The organism is Streptomyces lacrimifluminis (assembly GCF_014646095.1).
Lineage (GTDB): Bacteria > Actinomycetota > Actinomycetes > Streptomycetales > Streptomycetaceae > Streptomyces > Streptomyces lacrimifluminis.
Genome location: NZ_BMMU01000015.1, coordinates 52,964 through 67,906, shown reverse-complemented (window position 1 = coordinate 67,906; position 14,943 = coordinate 52,964). Strand labels below are relative to the sequence as shown.

Annotated in this window: 12 protein-coding genes; 7 read left to right on the top strand and 5 right to left on the bottom strand. The window is 69.4% G+C overall.

Going from position 1 to position 14,943, the window contains the following annotated elements:
- Nucleotides 1-172: 172 nt before the first annotated feature.
- The 5 genes from IEY89_RS22450 to IEY89_RS22430 all read right to left on the bottom strand — a co-directional run bounded on the left by IEY89_RS22450 (nt 173) and on the right by IEY89_RS22430 (nt 6,195).
- Entirely contained in the window at nt 173-964 is a 792-nt protein-coding gene (locus tag IEY89_RS22450) for an MHYT domain-containing protein (protein ID WP_189149269.1), read from the bottom strand.
- Nucleotides 965-1,380: 416 nt separating this feature from the next.
- The gene (locus IEY89_RS22445; protein WP_189149268.1) at nt 1,381-2,268 is read right to left on the bottom strand and encodes a hydroxyquinol 1,2-dioxygenase; all 888 of its coding nucleotides are present in this window, start codon (nt 2,266-2,268) and stop codon (nt 1,381-1,383) included.
- Nucleotides 2,265-3,320: a maleylacetate reductase gene (locus IEY89_RS22440; RefSeq protein WP_189149267.1), complete on the bottom strand. Its 1,056-nt coding sequence runs from the start codon at nt 3,318-3,320 to the stop codon at nt 2,265-2,267. The genes IEY89_RS22445 and IEY89_RS22440 overlap by 4 nt, the downstream gene beginning before the upstream one ends.
- Before the next feature lie 5 nt (nt 3,321-3,325).
- Nucleotides 3,326-5,119 (bottom strand): FAD-dependent oxidoreductase, encoded by a 1,794-nt coding sequence (locus IEY89_RS22435; RefSeq protein WP_189149266.1) that lies wholly within the window; start codon nt 5,117-5,119, stop codon nt 3,326-3,328.
- A 128-nt stretch (nt 5,120-5,247) separates the two neighbouring features.
- Nucleotides 5,248-6,195 (bottom strand): helix-turn-helix domain-containing protein, encoded by a 948-nt coding sequence (locus IEY89_RS22430; RefSeq protein ID WP_189149265.1) that lies wholly within the window; start codon nt 6,193-6,195, stop codon nt 5,248-5,250.
- 637 nt (nt 6,196-6,832) lie between these two features.
- On the opposite strand from IEY89_RS22430, the gene IEY89_RS22425 reads away from it, so the two are divergent.
- The 7 genes from IEY89_RS22425 to IEY89_RS22395 all read left to right on the top strand — a co-directional run bounded on the left by IEY89_RS22425 (nt 6,833) and on the right by IEY89_RS22395 (nt 14,943).
- Nucleotides 6,833-8,488: an FAD-dependent monooxygenase gene (locus IEY89_RS22425; protein WP_189149264.1), complete on the top strand. Its 1,656-nt coding sequence runs from the start codon at nt 6,833-6,835 to the stop codon at nt 8,486-8,488.
- 41 nt (nt 8,489-8,529) lie between these two features.
- On the top strand, nt 8,530-8,988 hold the full coding sequence (locus IEY89_RS22420; protein WP_189149263.1) for a VOC family protein: 459 nt from the start codon (nt 8,530-8,532) through the stop codon (nt 8,986-8,988).
- A gap of 31 nt (nt 8,989-9,019) precedes the next feature.
- A complete protein-coding gene (locus IEY89_RS22415) occupies nt 9,020-9,775 on the top strand; it encodes a dienelactone hydrolase family protein (RefSeq protein WP_229695365.1) in 756 nt (251 codons plus the stop codon).
- 24 nt (nt 9,776-9,799) lie between these two features.
- Nucleotides 9,800-10,099, top strand: a complete 300-nt coding sequence (locus tag IEY89_RS22410; protein ID WP_189149262.1) for a DUF6295 family protein — start codon at nt 9,800-9,802, stop codon at nt 10,097-10,099.
- A gap of 129 nt (nt 10,100-10,228) precedes the next feature.
- A complete protein-coding gene (locus IEY89_RS22405) occupies nt 10,229-11,560 on the top strand; it encodes an ABC transporter substrate-binding protein (RefSeq protein WP_189149261.1) in 1,332 nt (443 codons plus the stop codon).
- A 117-nt stretch (nt 11,561-11,677) separates the two neighbouring features.
- Entirely contained in the window at nt 11,678-12,925 is a 1,248-nt protein-coding gene (locus tag IEY89_RS22400) for an acyl-CoA dehydrogenase family protein (RefSeq protein ID WP_189149260.1), read from the top strand.
- 29 nt (nt 12,926-12,954) lie between these two features.
- Nucleotides 12,955-14,943: an ABC transporter permease gene (locus tag IEY89_RS22395; RefSeq protein ID WP_189149259.1), complete on the top strand. Its 1,989-nt coding sequence runs from the start codon at nt 12,955-12,957 to the stop codon at nt 14,941-14,943.

Sequence of the window (14,943 nt, the reverse complement as noted above, 5' to 3'; positions counted from 1 at the left end):
GCACATCCTGCTCCCTGCGGTGTCCCGTGGCGGCCAGGTCCGCCGCCCGCAGTCGGCTCACGGATGTGGTTCATGAGCCCCGACAGCCCCGCACCGCTCGAAGGCTGCTGCGAACGCCGTACGTCCATCTCCGAAGAATGGGTGGAACCGTCCGATCGGCGACCGACTCCGCCTACCGCACGGGGTAGGCGGAGTCGGTCCCGCGCGGTGCGAGTGCCGTCCGGTCCCGGTCGCCGTCACCGATCAGCATGTCGGGGTCGAACATGACGATGGCGGTGGCGATCAGGAGGACGCCGAGCGGGCCGGCGAGCATGACGATGAGGAACCCCAGATTGCTGGTCGCCTCCCCGGCCGCCGCCTGGCCGTTGAGTTGGACGGAGAGGGCGGTCATGCCGATGTAGTGCATGCCGGTCGTCGCCACACCCATGATCAGGCTCGCGCCCATGCTGGCCCACAGGGCGTGGATGGAGACCGCCGCCCACAGGGCCGCCGTGGCGATCACGATGGCGAAGGCGAAGGAGAAGATGACGGTGCGACCGTCGTAGTCGAGGCTGCCGTCGACCTGGATGGCGTTCATACCGAGGCCGTGCATGGTCACCACCCCGTTCCCGGTGATGATCCCGGCCGTGACGAGAGTCAACGGGGAGCGGCCCCGGTAGCCGACGAGGAACATGCCGGCGGCGACGCAGGCGATGACGACCGCGAGGCTGAGGAGTGTCTGGTCGCGATCGTAGGAGATCGCCGCTCCATCGATGTCGAAGCCGATCATGGCGATGAAGTGCATGGCCCATATGCCGCAGCCGAACGATACGGAGCCCAGCGCCAGCCATCTGGCTCTTCGGTGCGGGCGTCGCAGCGACCGTGTCGTACATCGCAAGCCGAGTGCAGCTCCGGTGGTGGCCATCAGGTAGGCGGCGATCGGGGTCACGGCGCCGTAGCTGAAGTTCGAGAGCGTGGCGTTCATCGAGGTTCCCTTCGTTCGGGACGGCGGGCCGCGCCGGGGCGCGGCGTGCCGATGCGGTGGTACGGCGCACTCACCCGGCTGGACGTCGACGGGCTTGCGCCCGGGGGAGCGGCCGGCTGCGTCCCGCTGGAGTCGGGGACAGGGGTGCAGGCGATCATGCCGCTGCGGGGTGTGTCGGTTCCCGCCTGTGCCGCATGTGTGTTGGCTCGGCCCAGCGGGCAGGTCCGCGATGGCCGGACGCCGCAGGTCGCGAACCCGGCCGCGCTCGTTCCGGGGCCCGGTACTCGTCGTGGTGGAGGGGAGCGGTGTCCAGGGGGCCGGGCCCGCCCGCCACTTGGTCTGGTGGCCAAGCCCATTCGGCCGCCCCACCAGCCTCCCGCGCACGTGGGTCGGCCGGTGGGGACCGCGCCGAACGGTCAGGTACCGGCCGGGGCCAGGACGATGTCGAAGGAGACCCGTGACCATGAACCGTCCACCGTGTGACCGTCCGGCGTCGAGGAGCCGGGGGCCTGGCGTTCGAACCCCTTCACCAGGGACGCCTTGACCCCGAACACCGTGTCCGCGTCGATCAGTTCGTCGCCGCGGACGAAGATGTGGGTGACCAGCGTGCGCTGTCCCGCTGCGCTCACCATGAAGTGCAGATGCGAGGCCCGCATGGGGGATCGGCCCACGGCTGCCAGCATCTTGCCCACGGGACCGTCGTGGGGGATGGGGTACGGCGTCGGTGTGATGCCCCAGAACGAGTAGCGTCCCTCGGTATCGGTGAACAGATGGCCACGGGCGGCGGTGCGGCCGTCGTCGTGCTGGACGTCGTAGAGGCCTTCCGCGTCGGCCTCCCAGACCTCGACGCGAGCACCGGCGACCGGGTGTCCGTCGCTGTCGGAGACGGTGCCCTCGACCCAGCACGGTTCGCCGGCCGCGCCGCCGGAGATGGAGCCGCCGAGGGGGATCTCGGGGCTGTTCTCGACGAAGAACGGACCGAAGACGGTCGCCTCGGTCGCGTCGCCGTAGGCCTCGTTGTTGATGCCGATGGTCTGCATGGAGAGGCCGAGTACGTCCGAGAGCAGAATGAACTCCTGGCGTCTGTCGTCCGTGATGTGCCCGGCGGCGGTGAGGAACTCGATGCCCTTGGCCCACTCGTCCTCGGTCAGGCGGACCTCGCGGGCGAAGGCGTGCAGATGGTGCACGAGCGAGGTCATCAACTGCTTGAGCCGCGGGTCGGAGCAGTCGTCGAACGAACGGGTGACGCGCTCGACCAGGTCCGCCTCGCGACGCTCCTGTTCGGCGGAGACGGTGTCGGTCATCGGGGCTCTGCTCCTTCCCAGGCCGCGTGCAGCAGCCCGGTGATGTTGTCGAGGGTCACGGGAGCCGGATTGCCCGGCGGCACGACGGCGAGGATCGCTTCCGCGGCGGGCACGATGCCGGACTCCGGCATGCCGTGGTCGCGAAGAGCCCGGGGCGCGTCGAGTTCCGTGCGCAGTCGGGCGAGCCCGCCGGTCGCGGAGTCGGCGTCGAGGGCGGCGGCGATACGTCGCTCGGCGTCCGGCGCCGCCGGTGCGTTGAAGGCGAGCACGTGAGGAAGGACGACGGCATGGGTCTGGGCGTGCGGGAGGTCGAACATGCCGCCGAGGACGTGACAGACCTTGTGGTGGAGCCCCGATCCCGCCGAGGCGAACACGACCGCGGAGAGGTAGGCGCCGTACAGGGCGTGTTCACGCCCGTCGAGGCCGCCCGGCTCGGCGGCGACCAGCGGCAGTCCGATGCGCAGGGCCCGGATGCCCTCGCCGGCCAGTGCCCGGTCGATCGGGTCGGCCCGTGGGGCCCACATCGAATCGACACAGTGTGCCAGGGCGTTGAGGCCGGACGCCACGCTCAGGTCGACCGGCAGGGTGAGCATGAGTGTCGCGTCGTACACGATCGCGCGCGGGAGGACCCGGGGGTCGGTGCCGGTGGTCTTCCGGGCGTGCTCGGTGAGTCCCCAGACGTTGGTGGCCTCCGAGCCCGCGTAGGTGGTCGGCACCGCGACGATGGGCAGACCGGTGGTGAGCGCCACGGCCTTGGCCAGGCCGGTCGTCGAGCCGCCGCCGATGCAGACGAGCGCGTCGACGCGATGGGCCGCGGCCTGTTCTCTGGCCCGCTCGGCGACCTCGACCGGCACATGCATGGCCACCTCGTGATGCCAGTGCACCACGGGGAGTTGGGCGGCGACCCGGTGGGAGAGTTCGCGCTCGGCCTCCCCGGCGATCACCATGACCCGCCCCGCGCCGAGTTCCTTGATCTCGGCCACCAGGTTCTGCGCTGCCGAGGCCGAGGCGAACCGTACGCGCTGCGCGAGAGTGTCGTGGTCGAAGCGCATGGGGTTCACGCCTTCCCCAGGATCTGGCGCATCGCCGTACGCAGAGCGCATTCCGGGTCGTCGGGCAGGGTCATCGAGCGCCAGGCGACGTGCTTGTCGGGTCGCACCAGTACGGCGCCGCCCTCGTCGACCTCGCGCAGCTTCGCCCAGTCGTAGTACAGGTCGGTCACCTCCTGGCCCGGCCCGATGACGACGGTTCCGAGCGGAATCCCGAACTCGTGCGCGACCTTGTCGGCCACCGGGGCCCACTCCTCGCCGGCGATGCCGGTGACGAGGGTGAAACGGTCGTAGGGGGCGAGGTCCATCATCGCCTTCCTGCGCATGGTGTCGCCGACCCAGGCGTGCGGCAGATGCGAGCCGGGCACGGTGGACATCTCGTAGTACAGGTCGGGATCGCGGCCGGGCGCAGGCAGGGAAGATCCGTCGGAGACGACCGCGGCCGACCGGTAGTACTGCCCGAGGTCCACTCCGTGGGCGTTGAACTCGTAGTTCTTCAGGTCCATCGCGGCGACCAGGGCGGCCCGCTTGGCCGCGCCCTCGGGCGTGTTGGCCTTCCGCTCCTCGATCGCCGCGACCATCTCCTCCTCCGTCGTGGCGTCGAGCAGTCCGAGCACCTCGAAGAACTGCACGAACTCACGGCTGGACCGGTTCGCCCGCCGGACGATGCGCTCGGCGACCGGCGCCCGCTCGGCCGAGTAGGTGTCGAGCAGACTCCGGTCGGCCTGACCGCGCAGCACGAGGGCGAGCTTCCAGGCCAGGTTGTAGGAGTCCTGGATCGAGGTGTTGGAGCCCAGCCCGTTGCTCGGCGGATGCCGGTGGATCGCGTCCCCGGCACAGAAGACGCGGCCCTTCTGGAGGTGCGTGGCGTACATCTCGTTGTTGCCCCACAGGCTGGTGCCGGTGATCTCGACGTCGATGTCGGGCATGCCGAGGAGGTCGCGCACGATCTGGGTCGCGGACGCCTCGTCGACGGCAGGGGGCTCGTCGTTGATGTCGTAGCCCCAGACGATCAGCCACTCGTTCCACGGACGCACCATGCGCACCAGGCCCGCCCCGATGCCTCCGACGTTCGCCCCCGGCTGGATCACCCAGTAGAGGACCGAGGGCCGGTGACCGACGTAGGCCTCGATGTCGGCCTTGAACGTGATGTTCATCGACCCGGCGATGTCCATCGCGCCTTCGTACGGCAGGCCGATGTCCGCGGCGACCTTGGACCGGGCACCGTCGGCGCCGATCAGGTACTTGGCCCGGATGGTGTACTCCGCCCCGGTCAGCCGGTCCCGGGCCAGGACGTCGACGCCGTCCGCGTCCTGCACGTGCGAGACGTACTCCGTGGAGAACCGCGTCTGCGTGCCCCGCACGGTCGCGTTCTTGACCAAAATCGGTTCGAGATAGGTCTGAGGGATGTCCACCACGAGGCACGGCGACGCCAGTTGGTAGTCGGCTTCACGCGCCGGATGGGTCCCCCAGGTGTGGATGCGCCCGATCTCCTCACCGGCGATCGACGTACAGAAGACCGTGTCGCCGACCAGGTGGTGCGGCGTGGCATCGGCGAGGACCTGGTCCTCGATGCCCATGTCCCGGAAGATCTCCATCGCCCGCTGGTTGGTGATGTGGGCCCTGGGTGTGTTCGCCGTCCACCGGTACTTGGTGATCACCATGTTGTCGACGCCCAGCGTCGACAGGAACAACGCCGCCGACGCGCCGGCCGGTCCGGAGCCGACGATGAGGACGTCGGTCTCGACCACCGACGACGCGGGCGTACGGGTCTCGGGCTGACCATCGTCGAACACGGGCATGTGCCACACCTTTCCTCGTCCCGGGCAGGGGCACCGGGCTGGTGCGTACGAGTGTCGGTGATCACACCCGGTCCGGCCCATCGATCCGGACCGACATGGCGGAAATGAGGATCGCGGGACGCGACCGGTCAGGCGGACCCGGCTCGAACCTCGCCGGCGGTGACGCCGAACCGCTCGCGGAAGGTGCGGGAGAAGTAGGCGACCGACGTGAAGCCGCAGCGTGCCGCCACGTCCGATGTGCGCAGGCCTCTGGCCGCAGCGGAGGTCAGCATGCTGTACGCCGCGTCCAGCCGGCGCGAGAGGATGTGTCCGGGCACGCTGGTTCCGGCGGTCGCGAACAGACGCGACAGATGTCGCTCGCTGATGCCCGTGGCGGACGCGATGTCGGCCGCGCGGAGCTTCGGATCGGTGAAGTGCTCCTCGATGAACGTCCGGGCCGCCGCTCTGTGTGCCACCGGCAGGCCGACGTGGCCGGAGGCGGCGAGCACCGATACGAGTTCGACGACAGCCTGCTCGTCCGCCGGCACGGGGCGGTCCCGGCGGACCGCCCGTCCCGCGAGCCGGGCCAGCGCCCGGCCGTGCGGGTTCTCGCCGGGGCCGACGTCGACGACGACGGGCGCGGGCACGGTCGCCAGGCCGGTGAGCGCGGAGAACTCCGCACGGGGAACCTTGACGGCCAGTTCCTCCAGTCCCCGGCCGAACCCACGGAGGAAGGGACGGTCGGCATCGCAGACGAGGAGCTGCCCGGGCCGGAGCACCCGACGGTATCCGCCCTGCTCGAAGACCGCCTCTCCCGAAAGGGCCAGATAGACGGCGATCGCCTCGGTGGGCCTGGCCTCGACCAGCTCGGCAGAGCGCTCGACCACGTGTCGGGTCCCCCGTACCCGGGCGAGATGGACACGGTCGAGCTGGAGGTTCACCTCCACCGCCGCGAACGACCGGGCCACCGGCGGCCGGCAGTCGAGGGCGATCAAGGACTCCGCGTTGTGCCGCTCCCAGAGCTCCACCTGACGATCCGGCTCGATCTGCGCGGTGGCGAAGCGACGCGCTCTGGGAATCCTGACGGCGCCGGTCATGCTTGCACCTGCCTGCTCCATACCGATACCACCACAGTGTGCGTCCAGGACACGTGTAGGCCAAGGGTCGAAACGGTACTCCGGGTCCGGGTCCGGGTCCGGGTGCGTTGCGGGCGTGGGAGGGGCTGCGACAGACCGGGGAGTGCGGGCTGCTCCGGACTCCCGTCCCGGAACGACGCCGAAGGCTCTGCGCCCAGAAGGCTGAGGACCGTTCGTCCACGAGCGGGCGCGGGGCACGGGAGAGGCGCCCGCCTGCGGGGACGCAACGGCCCATGGCTCGAACGCGTGCCTGTGAGGGCTGACCCCGTGGTCGGTCGGCAGGCCGGCGGCTTTCCACGGCCCCGCGTTTCCTGATCCGGTACCGCCCCGCGGGTGGGTGACAGGGGCGAGGTCGGTGAACGCGTAGGCATGCCGCCCGACCGCACCGCCGCCTCGCTCGTGGTGAGTCGTCCACCGGCCAGGCGGACGGGTGGTCGCCAACCCGGAGTCACCGGTCCTCACGGGTGTCCACGCGGTCCGCCCGGCGACGTAACCAGCGCGAGACGTGGACGAAAGAACTGTCTGCCGGACGCTCGACACGACACGACCTGAGGTTTACTTTGGAATTAGATTTCACCTGACGGAATGGAGGTCAAGTGTGAGCACGGCACCTATTGAGGAGCCGACCTCGGTGGCGATCGCCGGAGGCGGGCCTGTCGGGATGGCGCTCGCCATCGACCTGGCGCAGCGTGGCGTGGCCAGCGTGGTCTTCGAGAGCCGTGCCGAGGGAGACCGCTTCTCGGCGCGCACCAACATGACGAACGTCCGCTCGATGGAGCACTTCCGTCGTTGGGGGATCGCCGACGCGCTGCGGGAGAACGACCCCGTGAGCCCGCGGATCCAGCGGGACGTGGCCTTCGTGACCCGGCTGAACGGGCATCTGATCCAGCACTTCCCCCGGGCCTACGAGTGGTCCGAGCGGCTGTCGATCGCGTCGGAGGTCGCCGAGTGGGCGCCCAACGAGGCGATCGAGAAGACCCTGCGGGCCCGGGCTGCGCAACTCCCGCTGATCGACGTGCGCTTCGGGCACGAAGTCGGGTCGTTCGAGCAGGACGACGACGGCGTCACCGTGCACGTGACCGGGCCCGACGGGCCGCGGGCGTTCCGCAGCGGCTACCTCGTGGCCGCGGACGGCAGCCGTTCGAGGCTGCGCAGCCGGATTCTCAATGTGCGCCTGGAAGGCAGGGCCAACCTGGCGCGGAGCTTCCTCTGGCATCTGCGTGCCCCCGGGCTCGCCGAGCACTGGAAAGCCTCGCCCATGGTGTCCATGACGCTCTTCTACAACGAGGACCGCCACTGCGACAGCCTGGTCCCGCAGTCCGGTGAGGACCAGTGGGCGTACTTCTGCTCGCCGGTTCCCGACCACATCGACGGTGACGACTGGGAGGCGTGCCGCGACATGCTCTTCCGGGCGGTCGGCGCCGAGTTCGAGGTCGAGCCGCTGGAGGGCGGGACGTTCATCACCCACTCGATGCAGGCACCGCGCTACGACTTCGGCCGGGTGCTGCTGGCGGGAGACGCCGCCCACCTGGTCTCCCCGATGGGCGGGTTCGGTATGAACATCGGCATCGGGGACGCCGCCGACCTCGGATGGAAGCTCGCGGCACTCGTCCAGGGATGGGGCGGCCCCCTCCTCCTGGCGAGCTACAGCATCGAGCGGGGCGAAGCGGCCCGGTTCATCCTCGACGGCTGCGAGCGCAACCAGGCCGTGGGTGCGTCGCAGTTGGTGCGCGACGGCATAGAGGAACCGGGTCCGCAGGGCGATGCCGTACGTGCCCAGGTCGCCGAGGACATCCAGGTGCAGAAGGCGCGGCAGTTCAAGCGCATGGGTGGCCAACTGGGCTACCGGTACTCCAGCTCACCGATCATCCTGCGCGACGGCGTGGAGGAGCCGCCGGCCGACTTCGAGGACTACGTCCCCTCGGCCGCGCCCGGCAACCGGGCTCCCCACCACTGGCTCAAGGACGGTTCTTCGCTCTACGACCACGTCGGACAGGGGTTCACCCTCCTGGTACTGGACGAGATCGACACCGCGCCGCTGCGCCGGGCAGCCGCCGCGCGCGGCATACCGCTCGACGTGGTCACGCCCGGCGAGCCCGACCGGGCCGCCCTGCACGACCTCTACCTGGCACCCGCGGCGTTGCTCCGCTCGGACCACCACGTCGCCTGGCGAGGCCATGCGCTCGACGACGTCAACCGTCTGTTCGACGTCGTCACCGGGTCGTCGGCCTGGCCGACGACCGTCACCCCGTGAACCGTGCCACTCGGCGCCCCACCACACGAAGGAGTCTCACCATGCCCAAGGTCACCCGTCTCGGCCACGTCGGTCTGTTCGTCACCGATCCCGAGGTCATGCTCGAGTTCTACTCGGGCTTCCTCGGTATGACCGTGACCGACCGTGACGAGCGGCGCGTCTTCCTGAGCTCGCGTCCCGGCGAGGAGCACCACGAGTTGCTCCTGGCGAAGAACGAGGAGCGGCACACCGACCCGCAACAGCTTTCCTTCGTCGTCGAGTCGCTGTCGGACCTGCGGGAGTTCTACGCGCAGATCGTCGAGCGGAAGTACTCGATCGACCACGTCAACAACCACGGCAACGCGATCGGCTGCTACTTCCGCGACCCCGAGGACAACCGGGTCGAGGTCTACTGGCACACGGGCATCGACTGGCCGCAGCCCTTCAGTCAGCCGATCGACCTGTTCCTGACCGAAGCGGAACTCCTCGGCGTGCTGGACGACATGAAGGCGTCGGCGTGACCGGGCGGGGCCTCCCGGGAGGAGTACAGCCTTGAAAGAAGGCATGATCGTCGAGGTCGTCGGTTTCGAGGGCTACGAGGACACCGTCATCGAGGGCTATCTCGCCCGGCCCGTGACCGCCGGACCCACGCCAGGAGTCGTGGTGCTCCACCACGCACCGGGACTCGACCCGTGGTGCAAGGAGGTGGTGCGGCGCTTCGCGTCCCGGGGCTACACGGCGGTCGCTCCGCACCTCTATCACCGGCGCGGTCCCGGGCACTGGGCGGACGTCGCCGCCGCGGCACGTGCGGAAGGGCTCGCCAAGGCGATGCCGAACGACCAGGTGATGGGTGACATCGCCGGCGCCGCGGCGTACGTGCGGGCGCAACCGGGCGCCAACGGCAGGGTCGGGGTGATCGGCTTCTGCTCCGGCGGCCGGCAGGCGTTCCTGGCGGCCTGCGACGTGCCCTCACTCGATGCGGCGGTGGACTGCTGGGGCGGGAGCGTTCTTCCGCAACCGCCCGATCCAGGCCGCCCGGGTCCGGCGCCGAAGGGCGTCATCCACCGGGCGCCGGACATGGCGATGCCACTGCTGGGGATCTTCGGCAACGACGATCTCAACCCCGCCCCGGAGCAGGTCGACGAGATCGAACGTGTGCTGACGAAGCACGGGAAGTCGTTCGAGTTCTTCCGCTACGACGGTGCCGGCCACGCGTTCTTCGCCTCGGACAAGCCCAACTACCGGCAGGAGCAGGCTGTGGACGGGTGGGAGCGGGTCTTCGAGTTCTACAACGAGCACCTGCGCTGAAAGGGGGACGGCATGTGCACATGGATGACCGAGCAGATCGGCATTGCCGGAGCGGCGCGGGGGGTGCCGGACTGGCTGAAGGTGACGCGGGCCAACGTCTTCTACGACCACCCCGTCAGTGCTCCGTTCGACCACGCGTTGATCATCGATTTCGTCAACCCCGACGCCGGCGTGGGCGCTCGGGTCGGGATCGAACTCAGCGCCGCCTCGGCGTGGGAACTGGTGCGAGCCATCACGGCAGCCCTGGAAAGCCCGGAGGCACAGGCGGACCTCGCGGCCGAACGGCACGTCCTCCCGGGGCCGGAACACGAAACCGTGTCGTAACCCTTGTGTGGTGCCGGTCACGCTGTTACGTTCCCCGCATTCCATCTAGCGGAATCAAATTCCGCACTGGACCCTTTGAGGGTCCGACGGCCGCCCCCGGACGGATGTGCGGGAAGCAAGGAGTCGCATATGTCCAAGAACGTGATTGCAGACATCCCGGCCGGCCGGCGCGCCAGGACCGCTGTCGCCGGACTGAGCGTGGTGCTCGGTCTGGTCGCCGGAGGGTGCGCCGACGCGGACACCACCACAGCCACCACCGCTGGGAGCACCTCTCCCCGAAGTTCCAGCTCCGCCGACCCCTGGGCGGTGACGGATCTGGTCGACTACACCGGTGGCACGTCGGGGGCGGCCGACACCAGCCTCTCGCCCGTCAAGATCGGATGGGTCAATCAACAGGGCGGGTCGCTGGAGTACCCGAGCGCCACACTCGGTGCTCAGGCGGCGGTGAAGTACATCAACGAGAAACTCGGCGGGATCGACGGTCATCCGCTTCAGCTGAGCACCTGTTACGTGGTGGACAGCGAGCAGGAGGGCAACTCCTGCGGACTGAAGATGGCCAACGACAACGACATCGAGGCAGTCCTCGTCGGCACGCTGATCAACGGCGGACAGTCCATGCAGGCAGTCGTCCAGGGCAGCAAGCCCATCATGATGTCGAACTCGATCAGCACGCCGGACGCCCAGGGAAAGAACGTCTTCATCTTCAACGGCAACCCCGACTCGATCTTCGGAGGACTGGCGACCTACCTCGACGACGAGGTCAAGGCCAAGAGCGTGGCCGCCTTCTACCCGCAGGACGCACAGAGCATCGGCGGGGTGGAAGTGCTCCGGGAGGACCTGGAGAAGCTCGGCATCAAGCTCAAGGCGGTCGGGTTCGACCCGTCGACGACCAATCTCACCGCAGCCGCGGTCGCCGCCGGCGTCCAGACGGCCGACGCGGTGGTACCGCTGGTGTCGTCGCCGCCGAACTGCGTCTCGGCCGCGAAGGCGCTGGACTCCCTGGCGGTCAAGGCTCCGATCGTGTCCACCGGCTCCTTCTGCTTCTCCGGCGCGGTCGCCCAGGGACTGGGTGGTGAGGCGCCGAAGTGGCTGCAACTGTCGACGCAGACCAACGTCGCCGACACCTCCCTCACCGATGTGCGGGCCTACCGCGAGCAGTCGGAGGCCGCTTCGCTGACGGCGGACGCCCAGACCGACTCCGACGCGACGCTCGCCTGGAGCCTGGTCATGACAGCGACGAAGTTCCTCAACGCGGCCGGTGGCGCGGACGCGACCACGAAGACCGTGGCGAAGGCCGCCACATCGTTCTCGGGCCCGATGCTCCTGGGCAGCGAGACGGTGAAGTGCGGTGCCTACAGCGGCCGGCCGGGACTCTGCGGCGCCCAGAGCCGGGTCTTCGAGCACACCGGCGGCAACACCTTCTCCGCGGTCACCGACTGGATCACCCCGTCCGGGCTCTGACGGCCGAAGACACGTAGCAACGCCTGACGGCACGTCGTACAGACCAGCCACAACCTCACGATCAACCCCTGCAGACCACCCATGCCCGCATGCCGGCGGGCGAGACGAGGAGACAGCATGAGCGCCCCAGCGAGCGCCACGATCCGGCCCCGTGAGCCCAATCCGCGCCCCGAAGACCTGGTGCAACGTGCGGCGGCCTTTCGGGACCGACTTCTGGACGAGCAGGAAGCGACGGAGGAGCGAGGCGCCTACTCGCCGAAGACCCATGAGCTCTTCCGGCAGGCCGGCTTCTACCGGACTCTCCTGCCGCGCAGGTACGGCGGATTCGAGTTCGACGTACCCACGTTCCTGCGGGTGATCGTGGAGATCGCCCGCGGATGTCCCGGCACCGGCTGGGGCCTGTGCCTCGCGTCCGGGCACGGCCTGCAGATCGGCGGACTCTACGGCGAGGCCGCCCAGGCCGCGGCCATCGGGCCCGACGGGGACTTCGCCGCACCCATGCGCGGCATCCCGATGGGCACGGCCACGCGAACCGAGCAGGGCTCGTGGCGGATCGCGGGAACGTGGGACTACTGCTCGGGCTCGCCGTACTCCACCCATGCGATGCTCGCGGTCCGCCTCGACGAGGGCGACGGTCCTACGGGCGCCCAGGGGCTGGCGCTGGTGCCGCGCGCGGACTGGACGCTGATGGACGACTGGCGGCACCGTTCGTTCGGGATGCGCGGCAGCGGATCCAACAGCATCCAGGTCGACGGAGCCGTGATACCCGACGAGTTCCTCGTGCGGGGAAACCCGCTGGGGTTCGCCGGCAAACCGGACACGCCCGGCTACCGGCTGCACGGGAATCCCATGTATGCCGGGCACTCGATGGGTTACCTCCAGCTGGAGATCACCTCGGTGCTGGTGGGCTGCGCCTACGCGGCGCTGGACGAGTACGAGCGCATCATCCGCGCCAAGAAGACACCGGGACCACACGGCGTTCCGCGGTTCCAGACGGCCGACTACCAGCGCTACTGGGGTCTGGCCAGCGGCAAGGCCGGCGCGGCCGAGGACGTGCTCCTGCGCAGCAGCGAGTTCTACATGGAACTCTGCCGGGAGTCGGTCGCCGAAGACACGGGGTTCGCCCCCGACCAGCTGATGCGGATCCACGCCAGCACCCACCACGCCGTCAACCTCGCCTGGGAAGCGGTCGAGCTGTTGTTCCGCACCTCCGGAACCAGCGAAGGAGGGCGCAACGGCTCGCGCATGCAGCGGTACTACCGGGACATCTCCACCGCGCGGACCAATGTCGGGCTGCAGTGGGAGACCTTCGCCACCGCGCTGGCCAAGGAGCACTTCGGTCTGAAGACCGACGGGCTCGTCTGAGCCGGCGGCACGGCCGAAGGAGAAAGTTCATGGAGACACTTGTTCTTTTCGCGCTACTGGGGCTCGGTCCGGGCGCGGTCATCGCCGGCATAGCGCTGGGTGTGGTGCTCAGCTGGCGAGGCAGCGGCTCCATCAACCTGGCGGCGGGCGCCACGGTCATGGTCGCCGGCTATGTGTTCTGGGCGCTGCGAACCGGGTTCTTCGGGTTCGCGCTGCAGACCGTCCCGGCGATCGTCCTGACCCTGCTGTTCATGGCCCTGTACGCCGTGGTCGTGGAGTTGGTGGCCGTGAGACCACTGCGCAGCGCCTCGCCGCTCGCCAAGCTCGTGGCGTCCTTGGGCGTGCTGCTGCTGACTCAGGCGCTGGTCCTGCTGATCTTCGGCACCTCGCCGCTGAACAGCCCGTCGGTGCTCACCAGCGACGTGGTGTCCGTCTTCGGTGTGGCGGTGCCCGAAGCGCAGTTCATCCTCGCCGGGATCGTGGTGGTGCTGGCAGGCGGTCTCGCGGCTCTCTACCGCTTCACCCGCTTCGGGCTTGCGACGCGGGCCGCCTCGGAGAGCGAGAGCTCGGCCGCTCTCGCCGGGCTGTCGCCCGATGCCATCTCACTGGGCAACTCCGTCCTCGGGCATGTGGCGACCGGGTTCGTGGGAGTGCTGGCCGCGTCGATCGTCGGGCTGAGCGCCACGACGCTGCCCCTGCTGATCATCCCGGCGCTGGCCGCGGCGCTGCTCGCGCGGTTCACCTCGTTCGGCATCGCATGTGCCGTCAGCCTGCTCATCGGGATCAGCGAGTCGTTGCTCTACCAGGCGTCGAACGAGTCGTGGTTCCCGACCCGGAACGGCTCCGCCATTCCGGGAGTGCAGCAGATGGCCGAGTTCCTCCTCATCGTCATCGCCCTGTGGTGGCGGGGCTCCGGCCTTCCGCTCCGCGGCGACCTGGTCGAACGGTCCCTGCCGATGGTGCCCGACCAGGACCGTCTGGTCGTACGGGTCGCCCCGGTGGCCATCGCGTGCGCCGTGGCGCTCGTGGTGCTTCCCTCCGACTTCCGACAGGCCGTCATCACCGGCCTGGTGGCCACCGTCCTGTGTCTCTCCTTCGTGGTGATCATGGGCTACGTCGGTCAGCTCTCGGTCGTCCAGCTGGCGCTGGCCGGCGTCGCGGCATTCGCCCTCTCGCGCCTCGGGACCGAGTACGGCATCGGCTTTCCCCTGGCCCCGATCCTGGCGGTCGCCACGGCGACCGTGCTCGGGGTGCTCATCGGGGCCAGTGCGCTGAGGGTGCGGGGAGTCACGCTGGTCGTGGTGACACTGGCTGCCGCGATCGCCATCGAACAGTTCATCTTCGCCAATCCGGGCTGGGGCGGCGGCCAGACAGGAGCTTCCGTCGAGTCACCGACGCTGTTCGGCTTCAACCTCGGCACCGACGCCTCCTTCCGCGGCCTGGACGGGTCGCAGCCCAGTCCGGTCTTCGGCTTCCTGGCTCTGGTGGTGACCGTGTCGCTCTACCTGTTCGTGGCGAATCTGCGCAGGGGAGACCTGGGCCGCCGCATGCTGGCCGTGCGCTCCAACGAACGGGCCGCCGCGGCGGCCGGCGTCAATGTGCGGGCCGTCAAGATCCAGGGCTTCGCCATCGCGTCCTTCCTGGCCAGCGTCGCCGGCGTGCTGTACGCCTACGACTTCCGCACGGTGTCGGCGAACAGCTACGACACCATGACCGCCCTCGCTCTGGTCGCGAGCGTCTACGTCCTGGGGGTGACGTTGGGCCAGGGCGCGGTGCTCGCCGGATTCGGCGCCGCCGGCGCCGTGATCCCGCTCGTCCTCCAGACCTGGGTCCTGCCGGAGAACCGGGTCTCCATCTACATGCAGCTCATCATCGGGGCCGGACTGCTCGTCCAACTGAGGTTCTGCCCCGACGGACTGCTGGTGTCCTCGGCGCTGAAGCGGGAGCGACGTGCGCGGGTCTCACGCGCCGACAAATCGCTGTCCGTGGTCGGCGCCAAGCCGCAGGGAGGTGTGTGA